This window comes from Kitasatospora sp. NPDC096128, from assembly GCF_040303105.1.
Taxonomy (GTDB): domain Bacteria; phylum Actinomycetota; class Actinomycetes; order Streptomycetales; family Streptomycetaceae; genus Kitasatospora.
The window spans coordinates 23,388-44,699 of sequence record NZ_JBEOSP010000030.1; the positions used below are offsets into that span (position 1 = coordinate 23,388).

Annotated in this window: 17 protein-coding genes and 3 pseudogenes; 9 read left to right on the plus strand and 11 right to left on the minus strand. The window is 72.3% G+C overall.

Annotated elements, in window-relative coordinates; all coding sequences use genetic code 11:
• Positions 1-205: 205 nt before the first annotated feature.
• The 5 genes and pseudogenes from ABTY61_RS28595 to ABTY61_RS28615 all read left to right on the plus strand — a co-directional run bounded on the left by ABTY61_RS28595 (position 206) and on the right by ABTY61_RS28615 (position 4,592).
• Positions 206-706 (plus strand): NUDIX hydrolase, encoded by a 501-nt coding sequence (locus ABTY61_RS28595; protein ID WP_350507980.1) that lies wholly within the window; start codon positions 206-208, stop codon positions 704-706.
• A pseudogene (locus ABTY61_RS28600) lies at positions 703-1,284 on the plus strand (P-loop NTPase family protein); the annotation flags it as partial. The gene ABTY61_RS28595 and the pseudogene ABTY61_RS28600, both read left to right, overlap by 4 nt.
• 70 nt (positions 1,285-1,354) lie before the next feature.
• A complete protein-coding gene (locus tag ABTY61_RS28605) occupies positions 1,355-1,843 on the plus strand; it encodes an NUDIX domain-containing protein (RefSeq protein ID WP_350507981.1) in 489 nt (162 codons plus the stop codon).
• A gap of 49 nt (positions 1,844-1,892) precedes the next feature.
• Complete coding sequence (locus tag ABTY61_RS28610; RefSeq protein ID WP_350507982.1) at positions 1,893-3,887, plus strand: ABC transporter ATP-binding protein; 1,995 nt, start codon at positions 1,893-1,895, stop codon at positions 3,885-3,887.
• A 75-nt stretch (positions 3,888-3,962) separates the two neighbouring features.
• Entirely contained in the window at positions 3,963-4,592 is a 630-nt protein-coding gene (locus ABTY61_RS28615; protein WP_350507983.1) for a DUF5753 domain-containing protein, read from the plus strand.
• 457 nt (positions 4,593-5,049) lie between these two features.
• On the opposite strand, the gene ABTY61_RS28620 is transcribed toward ABTY61_RS28615, so the two are convergent.
• On the minus strand, positions 5,050-5,895 hold the full coding sequence (locus tag ABTY61_RS28620) for a hypothetical protein (RefSeq protein WP_350507984.1): 846 nt from the start codon (positions 5,893-5,895) through the stop codon (positions 5,050-5,052).
• A 363-nt stretch (positions 5,896-6,258) separates the two neighbouring features.
• Here ABTY61_RS28620 and ABTY61_RS28625 point away from each other — a divergent pair, with 363 nt between their 5' ends.
• Together ABTY61_RS28625 and ABTY61_RS28630 are read left to right on the plus strand one after the other, a co-directional pair.
• Entirely contained in the window at positions 6,259-6,399 is a 141-nt protein-coding gene (locus tag ABTY61_RS28625; protein WP_350507985.1) for a hypothetical protein, read from the plus strand.
• Between the two features lie 283 nt (positions 6,400-6,682).
• Positions 6,683-7,084, plus strand: a complete 402-nt coding sequence (locus ABTY61_RS28630; protein WP_350507986.1) for a YccF domain-containing protein — start codon at positions 6,683-6,685, stop codon at positions 7,082-7,084.
• A gap of 236 nt (positions 7,085-7,320) precedes the next feature.
• Here ABTY61_RS28630 and ABTY61_RS28635 read toward each other — a convergent pair.
• From ABTY61_RS28635 to zapE, 3 genes and pseudogenes are all read right to left on the minus strand, one after another.
• A pseudogene (locus ABTY61_RS28635) lies at positions 7,321-7,713 on the minus strand (crotonyl-CoA carboxylase/reductase); the annotation flags it as partial.
• 24 nt (positions 7,714-7,737) lie between these two features.
• A pseudogene (locus tag ABTY61_RS28645) lies at positions 7,738-8,105 on the minus strand (beta-ketoacyl synthase N-terminal-like domain-containing protein); the annotation flags it as partial.
• A 67-nt stretch (positions 8,106-8,172) separates the two neighbouring features.
• The gene (zapE, locus tag ABTY61_RS28650; protein WP_350507989.1) at positions 8,173-9,237 is read right to left on the minus strand and encodes a cell division protein ZapE; all 1,065 of its coding nucleotides are present in this window, start codon (positions 9,235-9,237) and stop codon (positions 8,173-8,175) included.
• A gap of 167 nt (positions 9,238-9,404) precedes the next feature.
• Between zapE and ABTY61_RS28655 the strand changes: the two genes are divergently transcribed.
• Positions 9,405-10,244 carry an aminotransferase class IV gene (locus ABTY61_RS28655; RefSeq protein ID WP_350507990.1) on the plus strand — a complete coding sequence of 280 codons (840 nt, stop codon included), beginning with the start codon at positions 9,405-9,407 and terminating at the stop codon, positions 10,242-10,244.
• Entirely contained in the window at positions 10,244-10,567 is a 324-nt protein-coding gene (locus tag ABTY61_RS28660; protein ID WP_350508048.1) for a thioesterase II family protein, read from the plus strand. Before ABTY61_RS28655 ends, ABTY61_RS28660 begins: the two co-directional genes overlap by 1 nt.
• A 118-nt stretch (positions 10,568-10,685) precedes the next feature.
• On the opposite strand, the gene ABTY61_RS28665 is transcribed toward ABTY61_RS28660, so the two are convergent.
• From ABTY61_RS28665 to ABTY61_RS28695, 7 genes are all read right to left on the minus strand, one after another.
• On the minus strand, positions 10,686-12,317 hold the full coding sequence (locus tag ABTY61_RS28665) for an AMP-binding protein (RefSeq protein ID WP_350507991.1): 1,632 nt from the start codon (positions 12,315-12,317) through the stop codon (positions 10,686-10,688).
• Between the two features lie 147 nt (positions 12,318-12,464).
• Positions 12,465-12,704, minus strand: a complete 240-nt coding sequence (locus tag ABTY61_RS28670; RefSeq protein WP_350507992.1) for a chaplin — start codon at positions 12,702-12,704, stop codon at positions 12,465-12,467.
• Between the two features lie 95 nt (positions 12,705-12,799).
• A complete protein-coding gene (locus ABTY61_RS28675; RefSeq protein ID WP_350507993.1) occupies positions 12,800-13,156 on the minus strand; it encodes a hypothetical protein in 357 nt (118 codons plus the stop codon).
• Complete coding sequence (locus tag ABTY61_RS28680; RefSeq protein ID WP_350507994.1) at positions 13,153-15,747, minus strand: Hsp70 family protein; 2,595 nt, start codon at positions 15,745-15,747, stop codon at positions 13,153-13,155. Before ABTY61_RS28680 ends, ABTY61_RS28675 begins: the two co-directional genes overlap by 4 nt.
• Before the next feature lie 31 nt (positions 15,748-15,778).
• Positions 15,779-16,537, minus strand: a complete 759-nt coding sequence (locus ABTY61_RS28685; RefSeq protein WP_350507995.1) for a nucleotide exchange factor GrpE — start codon at positions 16,535-16,537, stop codon at positions 15,779-15,781.
• Positions 16,534-16,959 (minus strand): hypothetical protein, encoded by a 426-nt coding sequence (locus tag ABTY61_RS28690; RefSeq protein ID WP_350507996.1) that lies wholly within the window; start codon positions 16,957-16,959, stop codon positions 16,534-16,536. The genes ABTY61_RS28685 and ABTY61_RS28690 overlap by 4 nt, the downstream gene beginning before the upstream one ends.
• Positions 16,960-17,092: 133 nt before the next feature.
• Entirely contained in the window at positions 17,093-21,220 is a 4,128-nt protein-coding gene (locus ABTY61_RS28695; protein WP_350507997.1) for a hypothetical protein, read from the minus strand.
• Between the last annotated feature and the right edge of the window lie 92 nt (positions 21,221-21,312).

The window sequence follows — 21,312 nt, forward strand, 5'->3', positions numbered from 1 at the left end:
CGGCACCGTACTGGCCTACCGTTCGGCCGTGCCCGCCCTCGACTGCGAGGAGCGGGTTCAGTGAGAGCGACCTGCGGCTCGGCGACGAGGGCCTGGCCGTACGCATGGTCCCCCTCGACGAGGTCCTCTCCCTCAAGGTCCCGCCCTACATGCAGCACTACCTGCCGATGCTCGCCGACGCGGCCGGCCTGCCCTGGAGGACAGCATGAATCCGCTCGATGACGCCCACCGACCGGCCGCCATCGCGGCCCCCGCGTCCGGGACTGATCCACTGACCCTGGTCGTCGGCGTTCACCTCGTCCTCCTCGACAACGGCGCCGTGTTCCTCGGCCGGCGGCGCAACACCGCCTACGCGAACGGCAAGTGGCACCTGCCGGCCGGCCACCTCGAAGCGGGAGAGTCCGTGCTCGCCGGCATGGCCCGCGAGGCCGAGGAGGAACTCGGCATCACCATCCGGGAGGAGGACCTCGACCTGGTGCACACCCTCCACCACCTCGACGCCGACGACGGGACCGGACGCCTCCAGCTGTTCTTCACCGCCCGCGCGTACACCGGGAAGATCACCAACCGCGAACCGGACAAGTGCACCGACCTGCGCTTCTGGCCGCTGGACGGGCTTCCGGAGCCGATCGTCGGCTACACCGCCGACGCGCTCGCGCAGATCACCGCCGGCCACCCGCTGTCCGTCGTCGGATGGCCGGCATGAGCACCACGAACCACCCGAGGCTCCCGGCCGCCGGGACGCCTGCGGGGAGCGCGGAGACCCGGCTCATTGTCGTCCGGGGAAACTCGGCGTCGGGCAAGTCGTCGGCGGCGGCGGGGATTCGGGACCGGTTCGGCCGGGGCCTGGCCGTGGTCGCCCAGGACAACCTGCGCCGCATCGTGCTGCGCGAACGGGACCGGCCGGGCGGCGCGAACATCGGCCTGATCGACACGGTGGCCCGGTACGCGCTGGGCGCCGGCTACCACGTCGTCGTCGAAGGCATCCTGTGCGCCGACCACTATGGCGAGATGCTCCAACGCCTGGTGGGCGACCACCGCGGCATCACCCGCTGCTACTACCTCGACATCCCGATCGACGAAACGCTGGTCCGCCACGCCTCGAAAACCGATCCCGAGTACCTGGCGGCGGCCGTCACCGAGCGGGATCTGCGCGACTGGTACCGCGAGCACGACGTTCTTCCCGGCGGAATCGAGACCGTCATCGGCTGCGACAGCACCCTCCACGACACGGTCGAGCGCATCATGCGCGACACCGCGCTCTCGGAGTTGCCCCCGCGCGACACCCAGAAGCAGTCGCCCGACCGTCGCGTCCCCTCCGTTTCCCCCTCAACCTTCACCCAGGAGCACCCGGATGCACGAGACGAGCAGGCTGTCGGCCGGCGTCATCGCCCACGACCTGAACACTGACCGGATCGCCACCGTCCACTACGGCCAGCGCAGTTGGACCCCCGGCCCGGCGTGGACGATCCCCGGCGGGAAGGTCGACCCCGGGGAGGAAATCGCCCACGCCGCCGCCCGGGAACTGCGTGAGGAAGCCGGGCTCATCGCCCGGCCGTGCGACCTTCGCCTGGTGCACACCATCCAGGCCAAGGACGGCTGGGACGGGCGCGGCGGGTTCGTGCTGTTCGTCTTCGCCACCAGCAAGTTCACGGGCGAGCTGGTCAACGTCGAACCGGACAAACACCTGGAGGTGCGCTGGCACCCCGCCGCCGAGGTCCTGCCCAGCCCGGCGTTCCCGACCTCCAAGGCCGCGGTGGAGGCATACCTGGCCGGCGGGCCCGCATTCTCCACCCACGGCTTCGGCCCCGCCTCCGGCGGGCGCCGGCTCGTCGAGACCTGACGGCACCGGCGCCCGACCACCGCGATTCCCCCTCTGCGAAAGGGAGTATGTGACCAGCACGCCCAAGTCCTCGACGGGCCCGGTGCCGGACAGCGAGCAGCTGTTGTTCGGCGGGCCGATGCGCTACGACTACGGCTGGGCCAAGCATGAGATGGCCAGCGGCAAGGTGACGTTCTGGGCGGTGGCGCGGCAGATGCCGGGCTTCCTGCGCCTGGCCGGGCGGATGGCCTGGGACGCCGACCGTGTGGCGCTGGTGACCCTGGTCGGCGCCGAGCTGCTACGCGGCCTGGCCGCCGCCGTCGCGCTGATCGCCACCAACCACGCGCTGACGGCGCTGCTCGCTCCCGGCGAGGTCGCCGACGTGCTGCGGGCCGCGACGCCGGCGATCGTCGCGGTCGGGGTGATCGCGGGCCTGTCCTCGGTGCTGTCCGCAGCCTCGGGCTGGGCGGGCGAGCGCCTCAAGCCGGCGGTCTTCCGCCGCGCGACGCTGGAGTTCCTCGGCATCGTCAGCCGCTCCGAACTGGAGGCCATCGAGGACCCGGCGTTCCTCGCCGAGGTGGACAGCGCCCGCTGGGGCGCGATGTCGCTGCAGAGCATCATCGGCCAGGCCACCTCCGTCCTCACCGCCACCTTCGGCCTGGTCTCCGCCGCCGGCGTCCTGTCCGTCCTCCACCCCGCCCTGCTGCCCATGCTGGTGCTGATCGCCGCCCCGCGAGGATGGGGCGCGGTACGCACCGCCCGCCGCCACTACGCCTCGACCCGGGCCTGGATCCAGCACAACCGGGCCAGCACCCTGCTCGCGGACATGCTGATCCGCCCCTACTCCGCAGCCGAGCAGCGCGTGCACGCCGCCGGGCCGTTCATCCTCCACCACTACGAGCAGATGGCCCGCGCCGCCGAACAGGAGCAGGCCCGCCTCGCCGGAGCGAAGGCCCGCACCGACCTGCTCTCCGCCGCCCTGGCCGGCGCCGCCCTCCTCGGTGCGTTCGCCCTCCTGGGCTCGCTCGTCATGAATGGCACGATCCCGCTCGCCGCCGCCGGCACCGCCGTGGTCGCCATCCGCACCGGCTCGGCCAGCATCGGCGGCCTCGTCTCCCAGATCAACGGCCTGTACGAGGAGAGCCTGTTCGTCCGCGACCTCGACCAGCTGCGCCGCGAGGGCCACCGCCGGGCCATCCCCACCGGCGGCGCACCGCTGCCCGAGCGACCCGAGACGATCACTGTCGAGGACGTCTCCTTCACCTACGACGGCCGCGACGCCCCCGCGCTGGACAAGGTCACCCTGACGATCCCCCGGGGCAAGGTCATCGCCCTGGTGGGCGCCAACGGTTCGGGCAAGTCCACCCTGGCCAACATCCTGTGTGGGGTCTACCAGCCGCACCAGGGCCACGTCCGGTGGGACGGCGTCGACACCGCCACCGCCGACCGCGACCAGCTCTTCAGCAGCGTCGCCCTGCTCGCCCAGAACTTCCAGCGCTGGTCCTTCACCCTGCGCGCCAACCTGCTCCTCGGCCGCCCCGAAGTCCCGTGCGACCAGCGGCAGCTGGAGACCGCCGCCGACTACGCCGACCTCCACCCGGTGATCGAAGAGCTGCCCCGCAGCTGGGACACCCTCGTCGCCAAGGGCTTCGAAGGCGGGGTCGGCCTCTCGGGCGGCCAGTGGCAGAAGGTCGCCCTCGCCCGCACCCACCTGCGCCTGACCACGCCCGACGCCCACGGCCGGCTCCCCGCCCTCGTGGTGGTCGACGAGCCGACGTCCGCGATGGACCCGGAAACCGAAGTCGAGGCGTTCGAGCAGATCCGCCGGCTCACCTCCCTCGGCGTCACCGTCGTCCTCATCACCCACCGCCTCGGCGCCACCGCCAAGGCCGACCGCATCTTCGTCCTCGACCACGGCCGCCTCATCGAGCAGGGAAGCCACTCCGAGCTGATGGCCCAGGAACCGGCCACGCGCTACCGCGAGTCCTACCTCCTCCAGGCCGCCCAGTACGACCTCGGCGACCGCCTGCCCCACCAGAACACGCCGACGACCGCCGGCGCCTGACCCGACCGCCCGGCCGTCCCCGATCCGATCCGAGCCGATCCGAGCCGATCCGAGCCGACCAGCAGGGAGAAGCCAGTGAGTGCACCGACCCCGTCCGAGACACCGCAGCCGTCCGCCGCCCCTTCGTGGGAGGACCTGCTGGAGCGCGGCACCGAGCACATCCAGCGCGCCTTCCACGAACTCACCGCCGCCACCAGCGACTACGCCGGGCACAGCCCCGACCTCATCTGGGGCAACCTGCAGACCCCCGCGTACGCGCAGGAGGTCCTGCGCATGGTCGCCAACCTGCACCAGTTCCCCGACGACTCGGCGGCCGGCGCCGCCGAACGCACCGCCAGGGCCCGCTACCTCGGACAGGACGGCCGGACCTACCACGTCCTGCTCGGCGAACAGGCCCTGCTGACCGGCATCGGCGGACCGGAGGTGATGCGCGCCCAACTCGAGCACCTGCTGGCCTCCCTCGACACGCCGGGGCTGCGGCTGGGGATCATCCCGGCCCGAGCCCGCCTGCACGTCTACCCCGGCGACGGCTTCGGCATCCACGACGGCACCCGCGTGGAGGTGGAGGGCTACCGCGGATGCGAGACCATCACCGACCCCAAGCGCGTCGCCCTCTTCCACCGGGCGTTCCGGCTGCTCCAGGAGTCCACCGTCTACGGGCCCGGCGCCCGCGCCCTGATCACCGAGGCCCTGCACGGCTGGTAATCCAACCTGGCCTCGGCCGTTGAGGGCCTCGAGCTGCCGGCCCGCAGGCCCATCGTGCCGCAGCACTGACATGCGACCTGAGCACACCGTGGCAGGAGCAGGACGTAGTCCGGATCATGACGGAGCACGCGGCCCTCACCCGGACTGTCCAGGACCTGAACAGCGAGAAACGGTCGCTGCAGGACCGGCTCAGCGATAGCCCGTCCTGTCGGGGGCCGGCCACTGGACGGCCCCCGACAGCCTTCATCCACGGATCGACTCAGCAGAACAGCAGCCAGGGAGGGAACAGGAATGTTTCCTGTGGATCACCGGGCAGCCCAGATGAGGATGCCGGCGATGTGGACGGCCAGGTGCCCTGTCATCTGGGCGAGGTCGGTCGCCGGCTGTTCGATCACGACCGCGTGGATGCCCACGAGGTCGGAGAGCTTGGCGTTGTCCTCGCGGACCAGGATCGCGGTCAGCTCGGCACGGCGCGCACCACGTACGCGCCGACGGTGACCTGGGAGGAGCTGGTGTTTCTGACGTCCGCCTGCCAGCCGTACGCGGTCGGCTCGCTGCTCTGGCGGTAGGTGGCGGAGCCGCCCGAGACGACGCCGCCGCCGGTGGGAGTCCATCCCTGCGGGCAGTTCGCACCGACCTGCCTCGTCTCCTGCGACTGGAGGGTGGTGTAGGCGTTGTGCACGATGTAGTTGTCCCGGCCGCACACGGCCACGGCACTCATCCGGGCCAGCGTGTCATCGCTGGTGTTGAGGCTGCGCACCCGCACGGTGACCTCGTCTTCCGGGTACGCGTCGAGGACCCGCAGAAAGGGGTCGTAGGAGCGGAAGCCGATGCCGCTGAGCCGCTCGCCCGGCGCGCACCAGCTCGTCATGCTCTTCTCCTGGCCGGCGCCTACCAGCTGGAACATCGCCTCGTGCGCGTAGGACTCGGCGTTCGTGCACCGTGCCTCGGCCCAGCCGTACGCTCGGGTGTCCGGGCTGGTGTTGGCGAACTGGACGTGCCAGCTGCCCAGCTCCATGCTCGGCAGGGAGGTCACCAGGTACACGTTGTTCCCGCTGGTGTACCCGTCGCTGTTCCCGCCGCCGCCGGAGGGCCGCGTCCCCTGCGGGCAGTAGGCGACCGCCCACGCGGAGCCGTTCGGCGGGATCTCGACCGAGAGGCCGGAGAAGGTCTTGTAGTCGGACCTCTGGCCGACGAAGACCTCCGCAGGGGCATGGCGTGCGGTCCCGCCTCGGGGTGCGGAGGCGGTGACGGGCGTGGCGGCGGCCGTGCCGGCGGCGAGTGCCAGCAGCGCGGCTGCCATCGCTGCCCACCGGACATGGCGTGGCAGGGTGAATTTCATGGGGACCTCCGGGGTCTTCGGGGCGGGGCGGGGGGCGATCGCCGCAGCCGCTCCGCGTCGCCGCTCCGGTCGGGCCGCCGCGACGTTCCCGGGGATCGGTGGAGGGACGATTCCCGGCCGGGAAGGGTTCGCCGAGCCGGCGGTTCGGGCGGACGCGTGCGCGGTTACGCTGAGCCCCACAGTCGGTACGTACAAGGACTATTGCCAGACTGAAAGGTGCGCCCCACACCACGCAACCCGGAACGGCCATTGAGATGCACCAGTGGCGCCGCACCCGGCCCGGTCACACCCGCCCCGGTTCCTGCCCGGGTGGCGGGGCGGACGGTGCTGCTGATTCCGCACCGCGGCGAGAGCCCCGACGAGGCCGCCCTGCCTGCTGACTACCGCAAGATCCTGGCGATCGCACGGGCCGCCGACGGTCCGGTCCAGGTCTTCGCCGAAGTCATCCGCCCGCAACCAGCGTGAGCACCCCGACGCCGACGCACACCAGGCCCGTGACCTGCTATTCGACGATGCACACTGCTCACTCGGCACCGCAACGAAGGGGAAGGCAATACTCGACGGTCTTTCCGAGTCGGTTGTCGGGCACCTGGCCGTCCTCGGCCGGCGTTGAGGCCGAAGGAACTCCCATCTCCAGCTCGCCAACCCGGATCGATCCCTGAGAATCCACCCCTAAGGGGGTGGACACGCTCGTCAGCGGGCATGCCAAGGTCGTAGTCCAACCACGGGTCATGAGAAGGTACCGAGCATGAGTGCAGTGAAGTTCATCCTCAATGTCATCTGGTTGCTTTTCTGCGGCATTTGGATGGCTCTTGCCTACGTGCTCGCCGGAATCATCTGCTGCGTACTCATCATCACCATCCCATTTGGCATTGCTTCGTTTCGGATCGCCGGCTTCATACTGTGGCCGTTCGGGCGGACCACCGTCGAGCGCCGCGACGCCGGGGCGGCGTCCTGCGTCGGCAACGTGATCTGGTTCGTCTTCGCCGGGTGGTGGTTGGCCCTCGGGCACCTGGTGACCAGCATCCCGCTGTTCCTGTCGATCATCGGGATCCCCTTCGGCTGGGCCAACCTCAAGATGATCCCGATCTCGCTGATGCCGCTCGGCCGCGAGATCGTCTCCACCGACAAGGAATGGGGCACCTACTAGCCGGTGACCACAAGCAGCGATGGCCGACGAGGGTGGAGATCCTCGTCGGCCATCAGTCCTTGCTGTTCCGGCCCGCGTCAGCGGCAGCCGGAAGCGGACTCTTGTCCAGCGGGTGGCAGGTGACTCGTGGTCGCGGGTGGGGCATTCGCGAGCCCAGGCCCGTATTAGATTCTGGATGGCGTCGAGGACTCGGTAGAGCTCGGCACGGCTCGCGGCCCTCTCCTGTGCGGGAGGGACTATCCGTGCGGGTGTTCGCGGAAGCGGTTGATGGCGGGCAGGTGCTTGGCGCGCAGTTCGTGGTCGCGCACGCCCAGGCCCTCCTCGGGGGCCAGGCAGAGCACGCCGACCTTGCCCCGGTGCTTGTTGTGGTGCACATCGAGGGCGGCCTGGCCGGTCTCCTCCAGGGAGTAGACCTTGGACAGGGTCGGGTGGATCCCGCCCTTGGCGACCAGGCGGTTGGCCTCGAAGGCCTCGCGATAGTTGGCGAAGTGCGAGCCGACGATCCGCTTGAGCGACATCCACAGGTAGCGGTTGTCGTACTGGTGCATGTAGCCGAAGGTCTCCCGGCCCGGGTGCTCGAAGACGATGTCGACGTCCTCGCCGCCGGAGAACTCGCGGATCTTCGAGCCCGTCGATCAGCTCGGCGAGCTCACGATGCGCCCGGAGGCGATGCTGCCGGCGCTGCCGTTGATGACGTAGCCGGCGAGCTCGTCCTGGCCTTCGAACAGGCCCTCGTAGTCGTGGTACATCACCGTGGCGAAGACCCCGGTTCGGCTGCCGCGCAGCGTCGCCGCGTCGATGCCGGCCCGGCCGGGAAGGGGGAGATCGCGTCGGTGCCGTCGGCGACCAGTCGCCACAGGTCCTCCGGTGAACCGACCCCGCCCGGGTACCGGCAGCTCATCCCGACGATCGCGATGGGCTCGTGGGCGGAGTCCTCCGCCTCCTGGAGCTGCTGTCGGACGTTGCGAAGCTCGGCGGTCGCCCGCTTCAGATAGTCGCGCAGCTTCTGTTCAGCCGCCATGGTCTTGCTCCTTCTACGGGAAACGCCACAGCCGGACGGCGGCCTCGGGCCGCCGTCCGGCTCTCGTTCACGCCTGTCTGGTCGCCTGCGTCGCACCCGGCGTGGCGGAGCCGGGAAGGAGCATGAGGCGACTGGCGGTCCGGTTGATGTCGATGGGCAGGGCATCGCCCCGCAGGCAGTCGGCCAGGGGGCCGTCGGCGACGAGGTAGAGCTTCGCGTCCCGGTCGCACAGGACGTCGACGAGGTTGGCGAAGCGCTGCGCCGCGTCCCTGCTGCCGGACGTGAGCTCCGGCAGCCCTGAGAGCACCCAGGTGCCGAACCGGTCGGCCAGGCCCAGGTAGTCGATGGTCGAGGTGCGTTCGTCGCACAGCTCGTGGAAGTCGAACCAGACGAGGTCGTCGCGCACGGCGCGGGCGACCAGGTCCCGGCCGCCGATGTCGATGCGCTGCCGCTCGCCGTCGGCCGGCGGTTCGAGTCCGGCGTCGCGCAGTTGCTGCTCGGTGCCGGGCCAGATGTAGGCGCCGCGCTGGAACTGCGAACGGGCCGCTCCGGCGGTGCTCTCCGCCCGGTAGTCCTGCGGGCCCGCGACCTCCAGGACGTCCAGGTTGCCTTCGAGCAGTTTGATGGTCGGCTCGAACATGTGGTGGTAGACCGGGTTCGGCAGCAGGCCGTCGGGCGGGTAGTTCGAGGTGGTCACCAGGGTGACCTTCTGGTCGAACAGCGAGGTCAGGACGCGGCCCATCATCATGGCGTCGCCTGGGTCGTGCACGTGGAACTCGTCGAAGAACAGCAGCCGGCAGTCGCTCAGCAGCTCGGCGACGGCCAAGTCGCACGCGTTCCGCTCCTTGCGGTGCCGGGCGTAGACGGCGTGGAACTCGCGGAAGAACTCGTGGAAGTGCACCCGGCGCTTGTTCCGCACCGGCAACGCCTCGTAGAAGACTCCGGTCAGCCAGCTCTTGCCGCGCCCGACCGGTCCCCAGACGTAGATGCCGCGCGGCTGTTTTCCGCCGAAGAAACGGCGGCGGCCGGACAACTCGGCGGCGAGTACGGAAAGCCGCTCGGCCGCAGCGGTCTGCGAGGCGTCGAGAACGAAACCAGCTTCCTCGGCTGCGCGCTCGAACTTCTCGAACAACTGATGCCCCCCCGGTTCCAGTCTGAGATAACGCCGACACCGGTGACGGTTACTCATCGGCGAGCGGTCGTGATCCTGCCAGATGTTCACGGCCCGCGACAATGCCTTCCCGGGGAGTGATGATCATCACTCCCGTCGAAAACCTCGCAGGTGGGACGCCGTGCTCCATGGAAGAGCTCGACGGGCGACAGGTGGGTGTCGACGAGATCACTTCGCTCACACTGACCGGTTACGACCATTTCACAACCATGCGCGTCGAGGGCGGCGCAATACGCGGACTCGCACTGCATTTCGCCCGGCTGGCCCGGGACTGCCGGGCTGATTTCGGCACCGAACTGGACGTGGACCACGTTCGTCAAAAACTGTCCCGCAGACTGGATCTGACGGGCAATGAGAATGACGTCGTCGCCCGGATCACCGTCTTCGACCCGGATCTGAGCCTCACTCACCCGGCCGGTCCGGCCGCACCGCGGATCCTCGTCACCACGCGGCCCGCACCGGAACCTCCGCAGGGACCGCTGCGCGTCCGGCCCGTCAGGCACCTGCGCCAGGTGGCCGGGGTGAAGCACACCGGGCTCTTCGACAGCCGGCACCTGCGACGCGCGGCTCAACTCAAGGGCTTAGACGACGCGTTGTTCCACGGTGACGAGCTGTGGATCTCCGAGGGAGCCACCTGGAAGGTGGGCTTCTTCGACGGCCGCCGGCTGGTCTGGCCGCAGGGGGAGCACCTGCCCGGCGTGACCGATTCGCTGCTGACGCAGGCTCATGAGAGCTTCTTTTTACTGACTGTGATGCTGGACCACCTTCCTTCCACGGAAGCGGCGTTTGCCACCAACGCCGCCGTAGGCGTCCGGCCGATCTCCGCCATCGGCGCCGTACCTTTTGTGATGGATCACCCGGTTCTGGCCGAACTCCGCCGCCGCTATGCGGAGATCACGGCCGAGGAACCGCGCCCTCCCGCCTCCGCGAGGGCGGCACCGTCCACCTCCGCAACGACGGCGAACTGATCGCGAAGCTCCGGGAGCTCAGCGGCACCGACGAACAGGTGCTCGGCGACGAGGAGCTGCTGCGGATGGCTCTGCCCGCCATCCGGAACGACTACAAGGCGGCCGAGACCTACCGGTACCGGCCCGGCCCCAAGCTGAACTGCCCGGTGCACGTGTTCACCGGCACCGAGGACCCGATGGTCACCGAGGACGAGGCGGCCGCCTGGGCCGACCACACCACCGGCGCCCACTCGCTCGACATCTATCCCGGCGGCCACTTCTACCTGATCCACCACCAGGTCCCGATCCTCCGCGCCGTCTCCGAGCGCCTCGCCGACGCCTGAGCCCCGACGCCTGAGCCCCTGCCCGGTGCGCCTCCGGCACAGGGCCGGAGGAGTCGCTCACCGGCCGACGGCTCCGTCGATCCGTCCGCGGGTCGGAGGCCGCCGTCAGAGGCCGCCGTCAGAGGCCGAGGATACGGACGGCCTGCTCGCGCATCTCGACCTTGCGGATCTTGCCGGTGACGGTCATCGGGAACTCGTCGACCACGTGCACGTAGCGCGGGACCTTGAAGTGGGCCAGGCGCCCGGCGCAGTAGGCGGCCACGGCCTCGGCGGTGAGCGGCTCGGCGCCCTCCCGCATCCGGATCCAGGCCATCAGCTCCTCGCCGTACTTGGGGTCGGGGACACCGATCACCTGGACGTCGAGGACGTCGGGGTGGGTGTAGAGGAACTCCTCGATCTCGCGCGGGTAGAGGTTCTCCCCGCCGCGGATCACCATGTCCTTGATCCGGCCGGTGATGGCGAGGTAGCCGTCCCCGTCCATCACGGCGAGGTCCCCGGTGTGCATCCAGCGGGCCGCGTCGACGGCCTCGGCGGTGCGCTCGGGCTCGTCCCAGTAGCCGAGCATGACGGAGTAGCCGCGGGTGCACAGTTCGCCGGGCTCACCGCGCGGGACGGTCCGGCCGGTGGCGGGGTCGACGACCTTGACCTCCAGGTGGGGTCCCACCCGGCCGACGGTGGAGACCCGGCGCTCCACCGGGTCGTCGGTGCGGGTCTGGGTGGAGACCGGCGAGGTCTCGGTCATGCCGTAGCAGATGGACACCTCCGCCATGCCCATCCGCTCGATGACCTCCTTCATCACCTCGGTCGGGCAGGGCGAGCCGGCCATGATGCCGGTGCGCAGGCTGCCCAGGTCGTAGCGGGCGAAGTCCGGGTCGGCGAGCTCGGCGATGAACATGGTCGGCACGCCGTACAGCGAGGTGCAGCGCTCGGCGGCGACGGCGGCCAGGGTCGCGCCGGGCTCGAAGGAGGGGGCCGGGATGACCATGCAGGCGCCGTGCGAGGTGGCCGCGAGGTTGCCCATGACCATGCCGAAGCAGTGGTAGAAGGGCACCGGGACGCAGATCCGGTCCTGCTCGGTGTAGTCGAGCAACTCGCCGACGAAGTAACCGTTGTTGAGGATGTTGTGGTGCGAGAGGGTGGCGCCCTTGGGGAAGCCGGTGGTGCCCGAGGTGTACTGGATGTTGATCGGGTCGTCGGGCGCCAGCTCGCCCTGGCGGGCGGCCAGCGGGGCCGGGTCGGCGGCGCGGCCCGCCGCCAGCACACCGTCCCAGGCGGGGCTGCCGAGCAGCAGGACCCGCTCCAACTCCGGGCAGCGGGGCTTGACTTCCCCGATCATCCCGGCGTAGTCCGAGGTCTTGAAGCGCTCCGCGGCGACCAGCAGCCGGATCCCGGCCTGGTTCAGCACGTACTCCAACTCGTGCGCCCGGTAGGCCGGGTTGACGGTGACGAGGATCGCGCCGAGCTTGGCGGTGGCGTACTGGGTGAGCGTCCACTCGGCGCAGTTGGGGGCCCAGATGCCGACCCGGTCGCCCTTGGCGATGCCGAGCCCCAGCAGGCCGAGGGCCAGCGCGTCGACGTCGGCGGCGAATTGGGCGTACGTCCAGCGGCGGCCGGTGGGCCGGTCGACCAGGGCGTCACGGTCGGGGAAGGCGCGCACCGCGCGGTCGAGGTTCTCCCCGATGGTGTCGCCCAGCAGCGGGACGTCCGCGGTTCCGGAGGCGTAGCTGCGCGGGGCGGGCGGTGTCGGCACGGGCTGGCTCCTGGGTGCGGCGGTGTGACGGCGCGGGACAGGGGACCATGGTCGCGGTCCCGGGCCCGTGCCGCCACCCCCGAACGGGGGTACCGGCACGGCTCCGGGGCCGCCCGTCGGATGCGACGGACGGCCCCGGAGCGCGGGTCAGGCGTTGATGCAGGTGTTGCCGAAGGCCGGGTTGAGGATGCTGATGATGCCGATCGAGTTGCCGCAGACGTTCGCCTCGAGGTTGATCGGGATCTGGATCTGGTTGCCGGAGAGCACACCGGGCGAACCGAAGGCGACACCGTTCGCGGTCGCGCTGCCGGCGGAGGCGGTGCCGGCACCGGCCAGGACGGCGACCGCGGCGAGCGCGGTGGCGGCGAGGGTGGTGCGAATACGCATTGCGTCACTCCTTGAGAGGGTGGCGGAACTCCGTGTGACGATCACACTCGCACCGATCGAACTCCACGGCAGGCCGGAAGCGTCCGAATTGGTCACTAAGAGGGCGTGTCGCCCTCCCCCGCCCCGGCCCCCGGCCCGGACGCGGCACCGCCTGCCCCGGCCACACTCAGTGATCCCAGCAGCTCCCGGGCCGGTTCCAGCCCCGGCTCGGCCTCCAGGGCCCGGCGCAGCAGACCGAGCGCGAACGCCCCGTCCCCCGCCTCCAGTGCCGCCAGAGCCCGGTTGTAATCGATCCGACCGGCGTAACGCAGCCGGAACAGCGCGCTCAGGTCCTCCCGGCAGGACGGGCAGGCCAACGACTGCCGGTCCGCCGGGACCTTGCACAGCGGGCACCGGACCTCCGGCAGGTCGGGAGCGGTCATCGCGGGAGTGGTCCTCGCGGGAGTGGTCATCGCGGACCGGCCTCCTCCGGACGCACCGGGCCGAGCGACTCCGCGGCCGGCTCGTTGCCCAGCTCCCGCTGCGCCTGCGCGTACAGCGCCAGCAGGTTCGACATGTGGGTGTTGACCGCCTCCATGTTGGGCGCCTCCACCGCCTCGTCCAGCCCGCGCAGCTCCGCCATGATCCGCTGCGCCAGGGCCGGCGAGACCATGTTCTGGTTGACGTAGACGTTGCACATGGTGAGCATCCGGAAGGTGTGGCCGAGCGAGTCGCACAGCTCGTCCGCCTTCTGGGCCGCGCGCATCGCGCCCTCCCAGTCGGCCGCCTCCCGGCGCAACCGCAGCTCGGCCGCGACCGAGCGCAGCCGGTCGAGGTCGCTCGGGTCCAGGTGCTTCTCGCAGTAGTGGATGAACAGGCTCAGGTACGCCTCCGAGCCGCGCACCCAGCGCTGCGCCTTGAGCTGGCGCTGCGCCCGCTCCAGCGCCTCGTCCACCGACTGGCCGCGGGTCTGCCCGGCCGCCAGGTCGTCCAGGGTGTCCATCAGCCGCTGCGCCTCGCGCATCTCGGCCTCGGTCAGCTCGCCGCCCCAGCGGTCGGTGAAGGACTCGATCTGCCGCTGCTGCTCCTCCACCTGCACCTTCAGCTCGGGGTCGAGGGTGACCCGCTCCAGCTTGACGGTCTTCTCGGCGCCGCCCTGGATCCGCACCGACAGGGTGATGGTGCGGTCGCGGTCCAGGCCGAAGGAGACCTCCACCGGGGTGCGGCCGCCGAGGCCCTCGGGCAGGCGCAGGGTGAGGTGGCCGATCAGCTCGTTCTGCTGGGCGATCTCGTGCTCGCCCTCGTAGACCGCGATCTCCAGGCGCTGGCGGCCGCTGCCGGAGACCACGAACTCCCGACTGACCGGCGAACTGGTCGGGTAGCTGGTGTTCTTGGGGATGATGACGGCCAGCCGGCCGTCGTTGAGCTCGATCCCGAGGTTCTTCGGGGTGATGTCGAAGGGGTTGGTGACCTGCATCAACTCCCCGCAGCCCGTGCAGACTTCGCTGCCCGGCGGATTGAGCGCGGCGCAGGAGGCGCAGCGCAGGCCGACGTCCTCGGCGGCGGTGGAGGACATCCTGGTGTGGCCCGGGGCGGCCGAGTTGAGGGCCTCGCCGCACAACTCGCAGGCGGTGACGCCGGGGGCGGCCGGGGTGCCGCACTGCGGGCAGTTGTCGACCCGCAGCACGGTGGTGGCCTGGGACTGCTGCGGGATCGTCGCACCGGAGCCGGCGGACGCGCCCGCCCCGCCGACGGCCGAACCGTCCATCGGCTGGGCGCACTTGGGGCAGGTGGAGGCCCCGGCCTCGACCGGGACGTGGCAGGTCGGGCAGGAGACCCGGTCGCCGCCGAGCAGGGAGGTCGCGCAGTTGGCGCAGTTGGAGGCCGAGAGGTCCCCGGGGGCCCGGCACTCCGGGCACTCCACCTCGCCGACCAGGGCGGACTGCACGGCCGCGCCGAGCGCAACGCACTGCATCGGGTTGACGCCGCGCTTGATCCGCCGGGTGCCGAACACCTCACCGAGGCGCCGCTCGACCAGCGGGATCGCGGTCGAACCGCCGACCAGCACCACCTCGTCGATGTCCCCGACGGTCAGGTTGGCCTGCATGATGGCCTTGTGGGTCAACTCGATGGTCCGCTCGATCTGGGCCTCGATCAGCTCCTCGAAGCGGGCGCGCTCGAACTCCGTCTCCAGCACCAGCTGTCCGGCGCCCAGGCCGGGCAGGATCACCTCGGAGGACTGCTGGTTGGACAGCTCGATCTTGACCGTCTCGGCGGTGGAGGCGATCTTGGGACGGTCCCGCAGGTCCGGCTGGTAGTCGGAGCCGTACTCCTCGCGGATGTCCTCCAGCAGCGCGGTGGTGATCGCCCGGTCGAAGTCGTCGCCGCCGAGCAGGTTGTCGCCCTCGATGCCGAGCACCGAGACCGAGCCGGGCACCAGCAGCAGGATGGAGATGTCGAAGGTGCCGCCGCCGAGGTCGTACACCAGCACGGTGCGGCCCTCGTCGCCGGCATCGCCCGCCAGCCCGTACGCGAGCGCGGCGGCGGTCGGCTCGTTGATGATCCGCAGCACGTGCAGGCCGGCCATCCGGCCCGCCTCCTGGGTCGCGGCGACCTGCCGCTCGCCGAAGTACGCGGGGACGGTGATCACGGCCCGGTGGAAGGGCTCGCCCAGGCGCTGCTCGGCGTCCTGCTTGAGCCGGTGCAGGATGATCGCGGAGATCTCGATCGGGGTGTAGGAGCGGCCGTTGAACCAGACGTTGACGTCCCCGTCGGTGCCCGCGGTGACCTTGTAGTCGACCTCCTTGAGCGCCGCCTGGACCTGCGGGTCCTTGAACTTGCGGCCCATGAAGCGCTTGACCGAGCGGATCACGTTGGCGCCGTCGATGGCGGTCCGGCTGCGCGCCGTCGAACCGACCAGCAGCTCGCCCTTGCGACCGCTGCCGACCACGGAGGGCGTGGCCTCCTGGTTCTGCCGGTTGAAGATGATCTCCGGCGCGCCCCGGCGCAGGTGGGCCACCACGGAGTTGGTGGTGCCCAGGTCGATGCCGAGTGTGCGGTACATGTCGTTCCCCTCTTGCCCCTCGTGGTCCTGGCTACTTCTTGCGCTTGGCGCGCTTGGCGGGCCGGCCCGGAGCCTTGGCGTGCCGACGGGCCCGGGGCGGAACCGGCCTGGCCGGGGGCCCGTCGGGCTCGGTCGCGTCGGCCGCGTCGGCCGCGTCGGTCGTGTCGGCCGACGGCTCCTCGGGCTTGAGCTCCGCGGACTCGGGCTCCGCGACCCGCGGATCCTCGACCGGAGCCGGCTCCGCCGTCGAAACCGGAGCCGACTCCGGTGCGGCGACGACCACTTGGGCCCGGCGCAGCACCTCCTGCTCCCAGAAGAACCCGGTCACCACCGTCTGCACCACCGTCTCCGGCGCCACCCCCGGCCGCACCTCGGTGCCGACGATCTCGGTCAGCGCCGGATCCGCCGCCAGCCCCTCCAGCCGCATCGGCCGCACCCCGGCCTTGGCGAGCCGGCCGAGCAGCCGTCGGCGGGTCGCCTCCAGCCCGGCGCCGCGCCCGAGCGCCACCAGCTCGCGGTCCAGGCCGAGGGCGGCCAGCGCGTCGTCCACCTCGACCAGGACGCCCAGCAGTTCGCGCTGCTCGGCCCGCGCCTGCTGCTTCTGCTCGGTCAGCTTGTTGCCCAGCAGTGAGGCCCGGAACAGCAGTTGGGTGAACTTCGCTTCCAGGTCGACGGCCTCCACCCCCGGCGGGACCTCCAGTTGCCGGCGGCCGGCCGGCGGGGATCCGGCCGGCCGGGAGCCGTCGATCGGGGATCCGTCGAGCGGGGATGCGGTCGGTGCGTCGGTCATTCGGGGACCTCGATCTGCGGCAGCACGGACAGGTCGGCCGCGTAGCGGGCGGGGACGGGCGGTTCGGGGTCGGCGCCGCCGGGCGCGGGCTCGGCGAAGTCGGCGGCGGCCTCGGCGCGGTGGAGGGCGAGCAGGGCCGCAGCGGGCGGCAGGCCGGGGCGGTCGATCACCAGCAGCGGTTCGGCGAGCGCGGGGGCGAGCAACTCGGCGGCCTGGCCGACCGGTTCGGGCGGCAGCGGCTGCTGGAGGTCCACCTCCAGGCGCCGGTCGGGGTTGCGCAGCAGGGCCGCGGCGTCCTGGATCTGCTGGCGGCTGTACCGGCCCGCCTTGAGCGCCTTCCCGACCGAGAGGTTGATCTCGCGCACCCCGGCCGTGAGCGGGATGCCCAGGACCTCGTACGGCGACGGTTCGTGCAGTGGCATGGCGGGCGGTCTCTCTCCTCACGGTCCTGACGGGGCACGGGGGTTGGTGCGGACGGTGCGCGGGTCGGCGGGGCCGGACGGGCGCGCACGGGATACGACGACGGCGGCCGCCCGGCGGTTGCCGGGCGGCCGGTCAGTAGCGGCGGCCGAGCTTGTTGATGCGCTCCGACAGGGCGCGCAGCTCGCGGTCGTAGGGGTTGTGCTGGAGGGCCAGTTCCATCGCCCCCTGGGCCTCCAGGTGGTTGCCGGCGTTGGCCCGGGCGACGGCGAAGGAGCTGAGGACGATGCCGAGTTCGCTCTTGAGCTTGGCGGTGTCCTCCGGCGTGGCGGCGAGTTCGAGCGCCTCCCGCAGCAGGCTGATCGCCTCGGCGTAGAGCCGCTCCTCGTAGAACGAGATCGCCCGGCCGCGCCAGACGCTGACCATCAGGCCGCGGATCTCCGGCGAGTCGTCGTAGGACCTCGCCTTGTGGAGCATCGCGGCCTGGGCCTGGAAGGTGCTGTTCTGCATGTGGTCGATGACGTGGTTGGCGAGCAGCACCGAGATCCGGCGCCCCGCCTCCTTCCCGGGGTCGCCCTCCCAGTCCGGGTCCCAGGTCAGTGCCGCCATCATCTGCCCGAGGGCGCGGCCGGTGTCGTCGGCGAACGCGGCGGAGCGGGCCAGTTGGCGCAGCACGAAGGCGAGGCCCCGGCGGTTCTCCGGGTCGTCGTCGAGCTCGATCAGCCGCCGCCACAGGCCGACGGCCTCCTGGAGTTCCGCGTCGGAGGCCTCCGCGTGGCTGAGCCGGCTGGCCAGGTTGCCGAGGGCGGCCCGGAGGAAGCGCTGGGCGGTCGGGTCGTCGGGGGCGAGTTCCTGGCTCTTCGCCAGCAGCTCGATGGAGCGCCGGTAGTCCTTGTCCTCGTTGTTGATCTTGCGGGCCCACTGGGCGTAGGTCGCGCCCAGGTCGCCGCGCACCTCCGGGTCGTCCGGGGCCAACGCGAAGGCCTTCTCCAGCAGTTCGGCCGCGCCCGACTGGTCGTCCGCGGTGGCCTTCAACAGCGCGCGGGCGGCCCGGACGCCGGACTCGGCGGCGATCCGGGCCACGTCGGCGGGCAGCTCCGCGCCGGGGACGGTCCGGACCCGGGTGAGGCAGTCCAGCGCCTCGGGCCAGTCCTGGTTGCGGTGGTGCTCGCGGGCCTGGCTGACCAGCGCCTCGCCGAGCAGCACCCGCCAACGCGAGTCGCGCCCGGACTCCGGCACCGCGTCCAGCGCGGCGACGGCGACGGCCGGCCGGCCCTGGGCCAGGAGGTAGCGCTGCGCCCCGAAGCGGCCGAACACTTCGAGGCCCCGGGGCTGCCGGCGCCAGTCACCCCAGTAGTCGGTCACGGCCTTGTCGTACATCTCCGGCCAGAGGACGAGACCGGGCTGCTCGGCGAGCAGCCCGTGCAGCAGCGGGCCGAGCACCAGGCGGCGGGCGGGCCGCCCGGGCACCTCGACCATGACGTCGTGTCCGGTGAAGGTGTCGGCGGCGTACACCTCCATGCCGAGCCGCAGCGTCCAGGCCTCGACCTCGTCGCCGCCGCGCCCGGCGGCCCGGTCGAGGGCCCGCAGGTCCTCGCGCAGGCGGTCGACGAGCGCGGTGCGGGCGGCCGTCATCCGCTGGGGTTCGGGGGTGCGGCCGGTGATCCGGGCGCTCTCGTCCCACAGGTCGGGCTGGTGCAGGGCGGCGACCAGGCTGCCGATCGCCCAGGCCCAGACGTCCTCGTCGTCGACGGTCACGGCCAGCCGGTAGCCGGACAGGCCGAGGGCGTGCAGCAGCCGGGGGTGCGCCGGGTCCTTGACCAGCAGGTCGCGGTAGGCCAGGTAGGCCTCACGGTGACGGCCTTCGACGGCGTGCTGGTGGGCCTCGTGCTCGCCGAGCAGCACCAGCGCGCCGGCCGCCTGCGGGTGGCCGGGGGCGAGGGCGAGGGCCCGGCGCAGGTCACCGGCGGCCCGGCCGGGCTCCCCGGCGGCGAGGGCGGCGCCCGCCCTTCGGACCAGCACGGCGGCCCGGGCGGCCTCGGCGTCCTCCGGCAGATCGGCCAGGGCCTCGTCGAGGCGGCCGAGTTCGGCCCGCAGCAGGGCGAGGTCGAGTCGTACGGGCGCGGCGTCGGCGCTGTCGCCGAGCGCCTCGGCCCAGGCGGCCAGCACGGGTTCGGCCTGTTCGGGGGTGCCGGCCCGGCGGGCGCAGTCCAGGACGGCGCGCAGGGCGGGGCCGGCGCAGCGTATGCAGCGAAGGGTCCCGGCGCCGGCGGGGGCGTGCAGGTGGTCGGCGCCGGCGGGGGCGTGCAGGTGGTCGGCGCAGGCCTCGCGGCCGCAGCCGCCGCAGGAGCCGGTGGCGGGGCGGGCGCAGGCCGTGCAGTCCCCGACCGGGTCGGCGGCGGCAGCGGGGGCAGGGGCGGTGAGGAAGTGCCGGTACCAGTCCAGTGCGGTGGCCCAGTTGCCGGCCCGTTCGGCGAGCAGGGCCCGCAGCCGGGCGAGCGCCGGGTCCCCGGCCGGATCGGGGTGCAGCGGGCCGAGCAGGGCGATGGTCTGCACCGGACGGCCCGCCAACAGGGCGGCGGCGGCCAGGTGGTAGCGGTCGCGGAGTCCGGCGGCGGGGTCGAGCAGGGCGGTGACCTGCGCGGTGGCGCCGTCGGCGCCGCCCGCGAGGGCGAGCGCGGCGCGCAGCCGGGACTGCCGGTGGGTGAGCGCGCCGGGCAGGGTGTCGGCCAGGGCGAGCGCGGCGACGGCCCGCTCGCGTGCCTCGGCGCGGTCGCGGCCGGTGACCAGCAGGTGGGCGGCCTCGCGCAGGGCCGCCTCCCGCAGCGCGGACCGGTAGCCGGGGGCGCCGGGGTGTTCGGCGACGGCCCGCTGCCACAGCCCGCGGGCGGCGCCCGGGTCGGTGGCCAGCCGGGTGCGGGCGAGCTGGTCGCGGGCCAGGGCCTGGCGGTCGTGGAGTTCGGGGTCGTCCAGCGGTTCCCAGCGGGCGAGGGCGCCGGCCGGGTCGCCGCCGCGGACGAGGGCGAGGCCGTGGTGGTAGGCGGCGATCCGGCTCCAGCGGGAGTCGGGCTCGCTGTCGGCCTCGGCGCGCAGCAGCGGCTCGGCTTCGGAGGGCCTGCCGGCGGCGGTCAGGGCGGCGCCGAGCCGGACCCGGGCGGGGCGCCAGTCGGGGGCCTGGTCGAGGCCGGCCCGGTAGTCGGCGGCGGCCTCGGCGTGCCGCTGGGCCCGTTCGTGGACCAGGGCGAGCCCGAACCGGGCCGGGGCGAAGGAGGGTTGGACGGTGAGCGCGGCGCTGAACTGCTCGCCGGCCTGGTCGTCGGCGCCGAGCAGCAGGGCGAGCCGGCCGAGGGCGTAGCGCGGACGCGGGTCGCCGGGGGTCTCGGTGGCGGCGGCCGCGAGGTCGGCCCAGGCGGCGTCGGTGGCGCCGAGCCGCTGCCGGGCGAGGCCGCGGAAGAGCAGGCTGTCGGTGCGCAGGGCCGGGCCGCGGCCCCAGGGGCCGGGGTCGCCGGGGCCGCGGCGCAGGGCTTCGTCGAAGGCGGCGACGGCGGGTTCGTCCCGGTGCGCGCTGAACAGCTGGGCGCCCCAGCGGAACCAGAGTTCGCCGCTGCCGCCGGGGGCCGCGGCGGCGAGCAGCGGTTCGCTCTCCTCGGCGCGGCCGGTGGCGCGCAGCAGGGCGGCCCGGGCGAGGACCGGCCAGTCCTGGCCGGGCAGGGCGGCCAGGGCCCGGGCGGTGGCGTGGTCGCGCTGTTCGGGGCTGCCCTCGCGGCACAGCTGCTGGAGCCACTGCCTGCTGCGGGCGGCGGAATCGGTGTCCTCGCCGGGTTCGGTGCCGGTGGCGGCGGCCTGGAGGTGGGCGAGGACCGGTCCGAGGTCGCCGTCCGGGGCCTGGATCCTTTCCTCGGCGAGGCGGCGCAGGCTCCACCGGGGCAGTTGCCGGGCCGGGTCGGTGAGCAGCGGGAAGGCCTCGCGATACAGGGCGAGGGTGGCCTGCTGGTCGCCGGTGGGGATGGTGGCCTCGGCCTGGCCGAGCAGGGCGAGGCCGCGCTGGGGGCGCAACTCCTCGGGCCCGGTGGCGAGTCGGCGGGCCAGCCGGGCGTAGCGGCGGCGGGCCTGGGGGGCCTTGCCGGCGGCGAGCTGTCCGGCGGCCGCGGCCAGGGCCTTGGCGACTCCGGCCGGATCCAGGGCGGTTCGCCCACGGGCCAGCAGCACGGCGGCCGCACCGGCCAGTGCCACCACGATCAGCAGCACTGCGATCAGCAGCATGCACCGTCCCCCTGCGCCTTGAAGTCGTCCCACGTCATGATCAACATTCCCCGTACGATCATGAGTTGACGTTGTTTCGTGATGTTGCTCGG

Coding starts and splice junctions, on each gene's coding strand:
- ABTY61_RS28630 (WP_350507986.1), top strand. CDS start 6,683: ATGAGTGCAGTGAAGTTCATCCTCAATGTCATCTGGTTGCTTTTCTGC.
- ABTY61_RS28670 (WP_350507992.1), bottom strand. CDS start 12,704: ATGCGTATTCGCACCACCCTCGCCGCCACCGCGCTCGCCGCGGTCGCC.
- ABTY61_RS28695 (WP_350507997.1), bottom strand. CDS start 21,220: ATGCTGCTGATCGCAGTGCTGCTGATCGTGGTGGCACTGGCCGGTGCG.
- ABTY61_RS28655 (WP_350507990.1), top strand. CDS start 9,405: ATGGAAGAGCTCGACGGGCGACAGGTGGGTGTCGACGAGATCACTTCG.
- ABTY61_RS28605 (WP_350507981.1), top strand. CDS start 1,355: ATGCACGAGACGAGCAGGCTGTCGGCCGGCGTCATCGCCCACGACCTG.
- ABTY61_RS28595 (WP_350507980.1), top strand. CDS start 206: ATGAATCCGCTCGATGACGCCCACCGACCGGCCGCCATCGCGGCCCCC.
- ABTY61_RS28690 (WP_350507996.1), bottom strand. CDS start 16,959: ATGCCACTGCACGAACCGTCGCCGTACGAGGTCCTGGGCATCCCGCTC.
- ABTY61_RS28675 (WP_350507993.1), bottom strand. CDS start 13,156: ATGACCACTCCCGCGAGGACCACTCCCGCGATGACCGCTCCCGACCTG.
- ABTY61_RS28620 (WP_350507984.1), bottom strand. CDS start 5,895: ATGGCAGCCGCGCTGCTGGCACTCGCCGCCGGCACGGCCGCCGCCACG.
- ABTY61_RS28680 (WP_350507994.1), bottom strand. CDS start 15,747: ATGTACCGCACACTCGGCATCGACCTGGGCACCACCAACTCCGTGGTG.
- ABTY61_RS28685 (WP_350507995.1), bottom strand. CDS start 16,537: ATGACCGACGCACCGACCGCATCCCCGCTCGACGGATCCCCGATCGAC.